The 10,755-nt window shown below is 61.1% G+C and carries 11 protein-coding genes and 1 tRNA gene; 3 read left to right on the forward strand and 9 right to left on the reverse strand.

Going from position 1 to position 10,755, the window contains the following annotated elements:
* Window positions 1–46: 46 nt before the first annotated feature.
* The 3 genes from ABRA89_RS14650 to ABRA89_RS14660 form a co-directional block, all read right to left on the reverse strand.
* A complete protein-coding gene (locus ABRA89_RS14650) occupies window positions 47–700 on the reverse strand; it encodes an amino acid kinase family protein (protein WP_349942239.1) in 654 nt (217 codons plus the stop codon).
* Window positions 701–830: 130 nt separating this feature from the next.
* Window positions 831–1,916 (reverse strand): (5-formylfuran-3-yl)methyl phosphate synthase, encoded by a 1,086-nt coding sequence (locus ABRA89_RS14655; protein ID WP_349942240.1) that lies wholly within the window; start codon window positions 1,914–1,916, stop codon window positions 831–833.
* Window positions 1,913–2,692 carry a DUF3280 domain-containing protein gene (locus ABRA89_RS14660; protein WP_349942241.1) on the reverse strand — a complete coding sequence of 260 codons (780 nt, stop codon included), beginning with the start codon at window positions 2,690–2,692 and terminating at the stop codon, window positions 1,913–1,915. Before ABRA89_RS14660 ends, ABRA89_RS14655 begins: the two co-directional genes overlap by 4 nt.
* Between ABRA89_RS14660 and ABRA89_RS14665 the strand changes: the two genes are divergently transcribed.
* Window positions 2,664–3,959 (forward strand): ABC transporter substrate-binding protein, encoded by a 1,296-nt coding sequence (locus ABRA89_RS14665; RefSeq protein ID WP_349942242.1) that lies wholly within the window; start codon window positions 2,664–2,666, stop codon window positions 3,957–3,959. The genes ABRA89_RS14660 and ABRA89_RS14665 overlap by 29 nt on opposite strands.
* Before the next feature lie 15 nt (window positions 3,960–3,974).
* Here the strand turns inward: ABRA89_RS14665 and ABRA89_RS14670 are convergent, their stop codons facing one another.
* Entirely contained in the window at window positions 3,975–5,156 is a 1,182-nt protein-coding gene (locus ABRA89_RS14670) for a BaiN/RdsA family NAD(P)/FAD-dependent oxidoreductase (protein ID WP_349942254.1), read from the reverse strand.
* Between the two features lie 277 nt (window positions 5,157–5,433).
* On the opposite strand from ABRA89_RS14670, the gene ABRA89_RS14675 reads away from it, so the two are divergent.
* A complete protein-coding gene (locus ABRA89_RS14675; RefSeq protein ID WP_349942243.1) occupies window positions 5,434–6,699 on the forward strand; it encodes an ABC1 kinase family protein in 1,266 nt (421 codons plus the stop codon).
* Window positions 6,700–6,725: 26 nt separating this feature from the next.
* Here ABRA89_RS14675 and ABRA89_RS14680 read toward each other — a convergent pair whose 3' ends face one another.
* The 4 genes from ABRA89_RS14680 to ABRA89_RS14695 form a co-directional block, all read right to left on the reverse strand.
* Window positions 6,726–7,451, reverse strand: a complete 726-nt coding sequence (locus ABRA89_RS14680; RefSeq protein ID WP_349942244.1) for an amino acid ABC transporter ATP-binding protein — start codon at window positions 7,449–7,451, stop codon at window positions 6,726–6,728.
* Window positions 7,429–8,088, reverse strand: coding sequence for an amino acid ABC transporter permease (locus ABRA89_RS14685; protein ID WP_349942245.1), 660 nt, complete (start codon window positions 8,086–8,088; stop codon window positions 7,429–7,431). Before ABRA89_RS14685 ends, ABRA89_RS14680 begins: the two co-directional genes overlap by 23 nt.
* On the reverse strand, window positions 8,088–8,762 hold the full coding sequence (locus ABRA89_RS14690; protein ID WP_349942246.1) for an amino acid ABC transporter permease: 675 nt from the start codon (window positions 8,760–8,762) through the stop codon (window positions 8,088–8,090). The genes ABRA89_RS14685 and ABRA89_RS14690 overlap by 1 nt, the downstream gene beginning before the upstream one ends.
* Before the next feature lie 73 nt (window positions 8,763–8,835).
* Window positions 8,836–9,600, reverse strand: coding sequence for a transporter substrate-binding domain-containing protein (locus tag ABRA89_RS14695; protein WP_349942255.1), 765 nt, complete (start codon window positions 9,598–9,600; stop codon window positions 8,836–8,838).
* Between the two features lie 282 nt (window positions 9,601–9,882).
* Here ABRA89_RS14695 and ABRA89_RS14700 point away from each other — a divergent pair.
* Window positions 9,883–9,959, forward strand: a tRNA-Arg gene (locus ABRA89_RS14700).
* 416 nt (window positions 9,960–10,375) lie between these two features.
* On the opposite strand, the gene ABRA89_RS14705 is transcribed toward ABRA89_RS14700, so the two are convergent.
* The coding region (locus tag ABRA89_RS14705) for a recombinase zinc ribbon domain-containing protein (protein WP_349942247.1) at window positions 10,376–10,755 on the reverse strand (380 nt) is incomplete at its 5' end.

Here is a 10,755-nt window from a genome sequence, read left to right on the forward strand (position 1 = left end):
CTATGTCGGCGAAACCGGAAGCTTTGCCAAGCCCGATGATGCCGCTTCACTCCGCGGCGTGAGCCTCGACCGTATGAGTCTTTAGCGGCGGAACCGGAATCTCCTGACCGGGGACATCCCCCACAGCAAAACGCCGCGCCGCTGTCGCGAGATCGGCGGGGCCGGCCACGAAGAGCTGACTGCCGTGCGACACCATGGACGGAAATGCGTCGTCTACGACCGCCGCGCGCGACAGCGCATCGACTGTCGAATTTTCGGGCACATCGATCTGCTTGACCATGCATAGTCGAGCCGCGCCCAGTTGGTGCTGCAGCCATGCTGCGAGAGAATCGGATGTCACCGTCCAGTTCTGCGGGATTTCGCTGGTGCTCATCACCATTTTTCGCGGCAACCAGACCGGAATATCGCCTTTTTCGAGCGCGGCATGGATTTCGCCGATGCTTGCAGCCGCAACGAAACGTTGGGAAAGGTTGAGGAGCACGCATCCGAACTGCTCCATGGCGAGAACCGACATTTCGTGGGCGGTCGCGTCGTCATAACCCAACCGCGCCTGCATCTTGCGGATGCCATCGGCAAAAGGACCGCCGCCGGGCACAACCACCGTCGGCTCCGTCGCCTGTTCGATCGCCTTGATCCATTGCTGGAGATTAGGAGAGCGGACCGTACTGCCGCCGAGCTTGACCAACGAAACATGTTTCATTCGCACGCACTCCCTTACGCCACTTACTGTACAATCCTTGCGAGCCTCGAGCGTGTCCCGCAATAACGAGATCGTTACAACATTTTAGGCGTCTAAGGGAACTGGTCTTTGGCTATATTTACTTCGCGCTCTACGCGCGGCGGACGATCTCGACGCCCACGGCACCCGGTCCCAAACCGAGCTTTTCGACTCGAATCGTGACCTGACGAACCCTGCGATCCTTCAGCAGCGTGCCGGCAAGCCGTGTGGCAAGCTCTTCCACGAGGATCGTATGGCCGCGTTCGGCCAAGGCCTTAATCGCGTCGATGATCACATCGTAGGAATAGACATCGGCCATGGTCTCGGCGCTGGCCGGGATCGGATCGACGATCGCTTCAACGGAAAATCGGATATCCTGGCGGCGTCCGTACTCATGGGCATATGCGCCGATCTCCAGCGGAATGACCAAGTCCTTCACGAAGACGCGGTCGCCCGTGACCGCCTCGTCCCTCGATGCGACGTCGGCAGCTGCGGAAGCACTCGCCTCTCCGTCACCCCTGCGAAAATCTCCGGTAATGAGCGCAGCGATTTCCCCCACGCGTCCCTCATCGACCTCTGCATCGCGGCCGCCGGCGGTCAACGCGCCGCGGAAGCCGAGGAAGTCAGGAGTGAGCGGGCTGAGACGCGGAATATCCGGCGCTTCGAGGGAGCCCGCCAGCCCCACCATCAGATTGTGTTCTCTCGCTCTGGCAACGAATTCCTGAAGTCGCGCGGACGAGAGATGGCGCGTCAGACCGCCGGCGCTTTTTTCCATCGTGTCGAGCATAACGCCCGAAAAACCGACTTTCGCCAATTTGCCCAGAATGCCGAAATCCGGCACCTGATCGGCAAAGAGGACGGCGATAAGAAGGCAGCGATCACTATAGTCCGCAGCCGCTTCGACGACCGCCTCGGTCGCCTCACTGCTTGCCGGGAAAAGACCGATCTTTACGAAATCGGCTTCGAGCCGCGGCTCGATCGCAGCGCGAACGGCCTCCGGCTCCATCGGGCAGTTGCCCGCGACAGCCGAAACCGGGCGCCTTCCACCGACCGCCGCGATCGTCTGTTCGATCAGTTCCGGTGAAACGGCGCCGAGCGCTCCATCCGCCGGGTTCTTCAGGTCGATGATGTCTGCCCCGCCACGAAGCGCGACGAGCGCCTCGTCCGGGCCGGATACGCTGGCGAGAAATCTGATCAAGGCCGGTTCTCGAGCTGTTCCTTGAGCACGTTGTCGAAGAGGTAATCTATGCCGCGCTCCCAGCTTTGATCCGTGTTGGAACGGATATCGGCACTTCCCCGTGCGATCTGCTTGCGACTTTCGACGTCGTAGACATAGGCGTTGATGTTGAGGATCAGGTTGGACACCTTCTGGACCGTTCCGAATACTGCAATTTCGGCCCCCAGATCTTCCGCAAAGGTCAGGCCGCAATTCCCGCAGGACTGAAGATTGACGCCCGCCACCTGTTCGTCGGCGGAGGACGTGTCGATGACGTCGTATCCCGACAAAATCCCGAAGTCTTCCCGCAGCATCGGCGCCAATTTTGCAAGACGCGCCGTCTCATCAGGGTTCTCGCCCATCATGTCGCCTTCGAGGCTGGAGTCGATCAGCTCGAAGGGGAAGATCGCAACCTTTTGCGCCTCGCCCGTGGACGCGGCTTCGGCCTCCGCCGATGAAGCGCTTTGTCCCGCCGTCGTTTCGGCCGAACCGTCGTTCTGCGCCACCGCAGGTGCGGCGAGAAGAACGGCAGCCGTTGCGACAACGGGAAAAATTCCAGCTTGCCTTGGCCTCAAGGCTTCAAGAACATGACTGTAAAACATGAAAAATTGTCTCCCGGAGCGGTGCCCACCGCTTCGTGCCATAGGTTTAACGCGCATCGCGCGGCGATCAAATTGAAATGGCGACGGGCGGAAGCCATGAAAAGAGTGTGGAGGGACGCGTAAAACCATGTCCAGAAGACCAAAGACCGAGTTCATACGGTCCGCCCTGATTTCGAGCTCGCTCGCCCTGTCGCTGGCGCTCGCAGCTGGACCGGCGGCGGCACAGGACAGCACCGAGACGTCCCCCGCCGATGAGCCCAGCTCAGCTTCGGAGCCGACCGCTGCGACGACCGGAAACCAGCAGCAGCTTTCCGAGGTCAAGATCGGCTATCTCAGAACCTACGAACCGACGCTGGCTCTCTCGGTCCTCGATATCCCGCCCGAGGATATCGGCGTTGCCGGCGCAAAGGTCGGCATCGACGACAACGACACCACCGGTTCCTTCATGGGCCAGAAATTCACGCTGGACGTGGTGTCCCTGACACCGGGCGACGACGTAGCGCCGGCCGCCCAGGAAATGCTCGACGCCGGCGTCCACTACATCGTCACCGATCTCAACGCCGAAGATACTCTGAAGGTCGCCGACATCGCGGCCGAAGAGAAAGCCCTCGTCTTCAATGCCGGGGCTCTCGACACGCGGCTTCGCGACGAGGACTGCCGCGCCAACATGCTCCACACAGCCCCGTCTTACGCCATGCTGACGGACGGGCTCGCGCAGTATCTCATGTGGAAGCAGTGGCGGAACTGGGCGCTGGTCGCCGGCGAGCATGAACAGGACAAGCTCTTCGCCGATTCCATGCGGCGCTCGGCGACGAAGTTCGGTGGCAATATCGTCGGCGAAAAAACCTTCGAGGACACCGGAGGCGCCCGGGCCACGGATTCCGGACAGGCTCTTGTCCAACGACAGCTCCCGGTTTTCCTGCAGGAGCTGCCGGACCACGAAGTGCTGCTCGTCGCCGACGAATCCGAAGTCTTCGGTTCCTACGTGCCGTGGCGCACATGGATCCCCCGCCCCGTCGCGGGAACCGCCGGCCTGACGCCCGGCTCGTGGCATCCGGCAAGCGAACAATGGGGCGGTGCGCAGATCCAGAACCGTTTCGAGGATGCATCGGGCCGGCGCATGGAATCAAAGGACATGCAGGCCTGGACAGCGGTCCGCGTGGTTGGCGAAGCGGCCTCCCGCACCCAGTCGACTGAGCCGGACGTGCTCGACGCGTTCATCAAGTCCGAGGACTTCACGGTTGCGGCCTTCAAGGGCCAGCGCCTGACATTTCGCGACTGGAACTGGCAGCTGCGCCAGCCGGTGCTGCTCGGCACGGAAGAGTCCGTCGTCACGGCCTCGCCGCAGGAGGGCTTTCTGCATCAGGTCTCGAACCTCGACACGCTGGGTCTCGACCGGCCGGAAAGCGCCTGCTCGTTCTGACGGATTTGGCGGTCGCTATTCGGCGACCGTCCTCGCCTTCTCTGCGATCGCCTTTCCGGCGGCGACACCTGAAGCCCAGGCCCACTGAAAATTATAGCCGCCGAGCCAGCCCGTGACATCGACCGCTTCGCCAATGGCGTAGAGGCCGGGCACGGACCGCGCTTCCATGGTCTTGGACGAGAGCTCGTCCGTATCGATCCCGCCGGCGGTGACTTCGGCCTTGGCAAACCCCTCGGTGCCGGACGGTCGGAAGGCCAGCGCAGTCAGGGTCTCCGCCGCCAGCTCCAGTTCGGCATCGGCGCAGTCACCGAGCCGCTTTTCGAGGCCGATTCTGGACGCCAGCGCGTCTGCGAGCCGGTTGGGCAGGAATTCCGAAAACGCGGCCTTGAGGCCAGCCTTGGGCATCGTCCGCTTGGCCGTCTTCAGCCTCTCGGCTGCCTTTGGATCGAGGCAGAGCGCGATCTGATCGCCCGGTTTCCAATAGGACGAAATCTGTAGGATTGCCGGCCCTGAGAGGCCCTTGTGCGTAAAGAGCACCGCCTCTTCGAAGCTGACATCGCCCGCACTTGCGACAGCGGGACAGGCAACGCCGGAAATTTCTCGAAACAGCTGCTCGTTCCTGCCGAGGGTGAGCGGGACCAGCGCCGGGCGCGGCGTGACCACATCGAGCCCAAAGCGTTCTGCGATCTCGTAGGCGACCCCCGTCGCGCCCATTTTCGGGATCGACGGCCCGCCGGTCGCGATCACGAGGTTGCGTGCGCTGTCGCGGCCAAGCGTGAAGCGCCCATCGGCATGGCCTATCGAACCGATATCGGTTCCGAGCCTGACCTCGACACCACCACGCGCGCATTCGGCGAGCAGCAAACCGACGATCTGCCGCGCCGAACCATCGCAGAAGAGCTGGCCAAGCGTCTTTTCGTGCCAGGCGATCCGGTGCTTCTCGACGAGCGCCAGAAAATCCCACTGGGTATAACGCTTCAGCGCGGACTTCATGAAATGCCGGTTTTCCGACAGAAAGCAGCCGGGCTCGACATTCATGTTCGTGAAATTGCAGCGCCCGCCGCCAGAGATCAGGATTTTCTTACCGGGCTCGCTGGCATGGTCGAGGACGAGCACCTTCGCGCCCGCCTGACCAGCCGTCGCGGCAGCCATAAGCCCCGCACCCCCCGCGCCGAGTATGATGGCGTCGTAATTCATTCTCGCAGCATCACGTCGTCGATCCTCATCTCCGCTGCCTTCGCGCAAAATCGGCAGACGCGAAAGATGCGCCAGCCGGTTCAGCGCGAAATTCGCCGGACGCTCGCCTCCGGCAAAGGGTCGCATGTCTCGTAAATCCGATGGCAAGGCCGCAGAGTCGCGCCAGTTCTTTGGAAAGTCTCGCACTGGAACCCAGACCATGCCGCCCAGAGATCGAACGCCGAGAGAGCGCCCTATTCCGAGCAGCCGATTTTCGCGGCTGACGCGGTTCGGCGGCATGGCCGGAGGTCTTGCAGGAAATGTGCTTCTGGAAGGTGCCGGACGCCTTGCCAGCGGACAGCGACCGCGCCTCGCAGATCTCCTGCTGACACCCGGCAACGTCAAGCGCGTCACGGATCAGCTCTCCGAACTGCGTGGCGCCGCGATGAAGCTTGGCCAGCTTGTTTCGATGGATGACGGCGATTTCCTGCCGCCGGAACTCGCCGAGATCATGGGCCGCCTGCGTGCTGATGCCGACCCGATGCCGAAAGCGCAGCTGGAGGCCGTGCTCGCACGCAATTGGGGCCGAGACTGGCGCAAGCGGTTCGAATATTTTCAAGACCGCCCCATCGCGGCGGCCTCGATCGGACAGGTACACCGCGCCCTCACTCATGATGGCCGCGATCTCGCAATCAAGGTGCAATATCCCGGCATCGTCCGCTCGATCGACAGCGACGTTGACAATGTCGCGACGCTTCTGAAGATGACCGGGTTGATCCCGCGCCAACTCGATGTCTCACCACTTCTGAATGAGGCCAAGTGCCAGCTTCACGAAGAGGCCGACTACGAACACGAGGCGGAATGCCTCAACCGGTTCCGCGAACTTCTCAAGGACGATCCGCGCTTCCTTCTACCGGCGGTCCACGATGATTTTTCGACCGGCGAAGTGCTCGCGATGACTTATCTCGACAGCGCGCCGATCGAGACACTTTTTACTGCGGATCAGGAAAGCCGGGATCGCACCGCTACGAGCCTCATCGAACTCGCCCTGAAAGAACTCTTCGTCTTCAGGACGATGCAGACCGATCCCAATCTCGCGAACTTTCGCGTCGAACGCCATGCAAAGCCCGGCGAAGAGCGGATCGTCCTCCTCGATTTTGGCGCGACGCGGTCCTTTGCCGAAAAGCTGGTTGAAGATTGCAGGTCCCTGATGCGTGCCGCCCTTGCCGTTGACCGTCAGGCCGCCGACCACGCACTCGCGGATTTGGACCTCGTCAGCGACCGCGTCCCCGCCCCAAAACGCGCCCAGATACTCGATCTCTTCGAAATCGCCGCAAACCTCCTCGATCGGGGCTCCCGGTTCGACTTCGGTAAGGAGGAAATCTTCGAGACGATGCGCGAAGAGGGCATGAAACTCGCCGAGGACCGGCAGGTCTATCTCGTCCCGCCCGTCGATACGTTGTTCCTGCAACGCAAGTTCGGCGGCATCTATCTGATGTGCCTGCGCCTCCGCGCCCGCGTCGATGCGCGAGCGCTTCTGGAAGCACACGCGGCCGCAGGCTGATCATGCCCCGACGGCTTCTCGATCATTCAATTCACCCCAATGAACTGCTTGAGTTCCGGCGTCTTGGGCTGCGTGAAAAAGGTCTCCGGTGGGCCGATTTCGTGCATCTTGCCCTGATGCATGAAGACGACGCGGGAGCAGACGTCGCGGGCAAAGCTCATCTCGTGCGTCACCATCAGGAGCGTCATCCCCTCCGAGGCGAGCTGGCGCACGACAGCGAGCACTTCGGAGACGAGTTCAGGATCGAGCGCGGAGGTGATCTCGTCGCAGAGAAGCGCGTCGGGCTTCATGGCGAGCGCGCGGGCAATCGCGACGCGCTGCTGCTGACCGCCGGAGAGTTCTTCCGGATAGGCGTCGAAGCGGTGACCGAGACCGACGCGCTCCAGCATTTCGCCGGCAATTTTCCGCGCCTCATCCTTCGGCGTCTTCTTTACCACCGTCTGGGCGAGCATGACGTTTCGGCCTGCGCTCAGATGCGGGAAGAGATTGAACTGCTGGAAAATCATGCCGACGCGCAGCCGCAGCTGGCGAAGCTGCTTTTCCTCGCTCATCAGCTGCGCCCCACCGACGCTGATCGAGCCGGAATTGATCGTCTCCAGCCCGTTGATGCAGCGAAGCAACGTCGATTTGCCTGATCCGCTCTTGCCGATTATGGCGACGACCTCTCCCTTCTCGACGTCGAGATCGATCCCTTTGAGGACCTCGTTGTCGCCGAAGCTCTTCCTCACATCAGTTATTTCGATGAGCGACATTGAGCTTCCTTTCGAGGATCTGGCTCGAATATGACAGCGGGTAGCAGAGCGCGAAATAAAACAGCGCGACGAGCCCGTAGACGGTGAAGGGCTGGAAGGTCGCATTGGTGACGATCGTGCCGGCCTTGGTCAGCTCGACGAAACCGATGATCGAGGTGAGCGCGGTGCCCTTGATGACCTGGACGGAAAAGCCGACCGTCGGCGGGATCGCGATCCTGAGCGCCTGCGGCAGCACGACATGGCGCATCTGTTCGAGGTAGCTCATGCCGAGCGAAGCGGAAGCCTCCCACTGCCCCTTGGCGATCGACTGAACGCAGCCGCGCCAGATCTCACCGAGAAACGCAGCTGTCCAGAGGATGAGCGCGACGCCGGCGGCGAGCCAGGCCGGCACATTGATGCCGAAAAGGCCAAGCCCAAAGAAGGCAAGGAAGAGCTGCATCAGGAGCGGCGTGCCCTGAAACAGCTCGATATAGCCCTTGGATAGGAGACGCATCACCTTGTTCTTGGCGATGCGGCCGAAAAGGACGATCAATCCGACGAGACCGCCGCCCACGAAGGAGACCAGCGAAAGAACGATCGTCCAACGCAGGGCGAGCAGTAGGTTGCGGGCGATATCCCAGAGCGTGAACTCGACCATCAGACAGCAATCCTCCGGCGCGGAAAGATGAGAAGGCCGAGCCCGGCCATCAGCTGACGCATGGCGATGGCGAGGAGGAGATAGATGACTGTCGAGACGAGATAGGCCTCGAAGGCGCGGAAGGTGCGCGATTGGATGAAGTTTGCCGCGAAGGTCAGATCCTCGGCCGCGATCTGCGAGACGACGGCCGAGCCGAGCATGACGATGACGAGCTGAGAGGACAGAGCCGGCCATATGCGCTGGAGCGCCGGCACCAGCACGACATGGCGGAAGGTCTCGATCGGGCTCATGGCAAGACTTGCGCCCGCCTCGAACTGGCCCTTGGGCGTTGCCTGAATGCCGGCTCGCACGATCTCGCAGGAATAGGCGCCGAGATTGATGACCATTGCGAGATTGGCCGCCTGAAGCTCGCCCAGCTGAAAGCCGAGACCCGGCAGGCCGAAGAATATGAAGAAGAGCTGGACGAGAAAGGGCGTGTTGCGGATAAGCTCGACATAGATGCCGACGACGATGCGCAGCGGCTTCGGCCCGAGCGCCCTCGCCCAGGCGCACAGGATGCCCAGCGATATCCCGAGGATGCCGCCGACGAAGGTCAGCTCCAGCGTGATCATCACGCCCTTGGCGAGGACGGGCCAGTACTGGGCGATCCATTCGAAATTGAAGACGTAGTTCAAGGGTGAATGCCTCGCATCCTCGGGACCCACCCGAGGATGCCGATCGACGGAAGTAAACGCATGGCGCCTGCCCTCAGAGGTCCTGCGGCAGATCCATGCCGAGCCATTTGTTGCTGATCTCGTTCAGCGAGCCGTCGCTCTTGGCCGTTTCGATGATCGCATTGACCTCTTCCATCAGTGCCGGCTCGTTCTTGGCAAGGCCGATGTAGCAGGGTGAGTTCTTGATCAGGAACAGCGGCTCGGGCTTCTTCGGCGGGTTGCGCTCGACGATCGCGGCAGCGACCACATTGCCCGTCGCGACGACATCGACCTGGTTCGACAGAAAGGCCGAGATCGTGCCGTTATTGTCCTCGTAGCGCTTGATGGTCACGTCGTCCGGCGCGATCTTGGTGAGTTCCAGATCCTCGATCGAACCACGCGTGACGCCAACCGTATGGCCCGAAAGACCCTCGGCTGACTCGATCCCGAGATCGGCCGGTCCGAAAACACCGTTGTAGAAGGGCGCGTAAGCCTCCGTGAAATCGATCACGGCCTCACGTTCCGGGTTCTTGCCCAGGCTGGAAATGACGAGGTCGACCTTATTCGTCTGAAGATAGGGAATGCGATTGGCGCTAGTGACGGGAACCAGCTCCAGCTCGACCCCCATCTTTTCGGCGATTAGGCCGGCCATGTCGATGTCGTAGCCTTGGGCTGTCATGTCCGTACCGACGCTGCCGAAGGGCGGAAAATCCTGCGGCACGGCAACGCGCAACGTGCCGCGTTCCTTGATGTCCGAAACAGCATCGGCGCGCGCCGGCGACAAGCCAAAGCCAGCCGAGATCGCGACGGTTGCGGCCATGATGGCAGTGATGAATGAGCGGCGTTGCAAGGCATGTCCTCCAATCGGGTTCGATAGGACGAGACGAAGCAAGGCCTGTGCCAGCGCCAAGAGATGGGCGTAATATGTCTGTCGGCAGCCGATAGGGACGGCGACTGCGATATTGTGCTCATGAAATGAGCAGAAAAACGATCAGCCTATGGCCACCACTCTCAAGCACGCGGTCATCTTTGGAACGGATTCTCGCCTTGCCGTCCAACCGCCGATCCGTTATGCGTCAGCTCAGTGCGCCACGCGCTTCGCGCACCCGTAGCTCAGCTGGATAGAGCGCTGCCCTCCGAAGGCAGAGGTCACAGGTTCGAATCCTGTCGGGTGCGCCATCTCACTTAAGCCACACGAAATGTGCCTAAGACCTTAAATGGTAAGGACAAATTTGCCGCTCTTACCCTGGTCCGCGTGCGTGTTCCAAACGGTCGGCAATTGCGAGTTTCAGCACCGTTTTGCGGTCTTCCAGACGACCGTGATGCCATAGATTTCAAGGTTTTGATAAAAAATCGAGCGCCGATCTAAGTGCGTCGTCAAAGTTGCTCGCAGGCCGACGGACTTCGTCAATACGTTCTTTTACCAAACGCTTCTCGGCTTCGAGTTGTCCAATGCGCTTTTCATCGGTTACAATCACGCTCGGTACGGATGCATCGACGATACTGTCCGAGAGCCCTGAAACCTGACCTTCAAGTTTCTTTACCTGTGCTCTGAGCGCTTTGGCTTGCGCATCGACCTGTCCAAGCCGATGCGTCTACAAATCTTTGAACATCGCGCGTGCCACACAAAACAGCGCGTCGATGGGCTGCGGGGTTTTCAGTCTCGCTTCGAATTCGCCTTCAATATCGGCACGACGAAGCGACTTCACGTAGCTCTCACAACCGTGCTTCGGGCAATGATAATAGGGATAGCGACCATGCGAGACTTTTGACCAGCATGCCGTAAGCGGGTTTTCGCAATCAGCGCAAACGACATGGACGCGCAGCGGGACAGCTGGACGTCTCCGGAAATTGGAGTTTTTGGCGGTGATCTGATTCACTGACGTCGTGGTGGTCGGGAGGATCGGATGCCGGGTCAGTTTGGATTTTGGGACGTTTCGGATCGGCTGTCTCAGCTCTCCAAACAGGGCGATCC

Source organism: Fulvimarina thalattae, from assembly GCF_040239565.1.
Lineage (GTDB): Bacteria > Pseudomonadota > Alphaproteobacteria > Rhizobiales > Rhizobiaceae > Fulvimarina.

What these genes read in the sequence shown, in the direction of transcription:
- ABRA89_RS14660 (WP_349942241.1), bottom strand. Translation starts at nt 2,692, where the DNA reads ATGAACTCGGTCTTTGGTCTTCTGGACATGGTTTTACGCGTCCCTCCA.
- ABRA89_RS14665 (WP_349942242.1), top strand. Translation starts at nt 2,664, where the DNA reads ATGTCCAGAAGACCAAAGACCGAGTTCATACGGTCCGCCCTGATTTCG.
- ABRA89_RS14680 (WP_349942244.1), bottom strand. Translation starts at nt 7,451, where the DNA reads ATGTCGCTCATCGAAATAACTGATGTGAGGAAGAGCTTCGGCGACAAC.
- ABRA89_RS14670 (WP_349942254.1), bottom strand. Translation starts at nt 5,156, where the DNA reads ATGAATTACGACGCCATCATACTCGGCGCGGGGGGTGCGGGGCTTATG.
- ABRA89_RS14650 (WP_349942239.1), bottom strand. Translation starts at nt 700, where the DNA reads ATGAAACATGTTTCGTTGGTCAAGCTCGGCGGCAGTACGGTCCGCTCT.
- ABRA89_RS14695 (WP_349942255.1), bottom strand. Translation starts at nt 9,600, where the DNA reads ATGGCCGCAACCGTCGCGATCTCGGCTGGCTTTGGCTTGTCGCCGGCG.
- ABRA89_RS14685 (WP_349942245.1), bottom strand. Translation starts at nt 8,088, where the DNA reads ATGGTCGAGTTCACGCTCTGGGATATCGCCCGCAACCTACTGCTCGCC.
- ABRA89_RS14675 (WP_349942243.1), top strand. Translation starts at nt 5,434, where the DNA reads ATGGCCGGAGGTCTTGCAGGAAATGTGCTTCTGGAAGGTGCCGGACGC.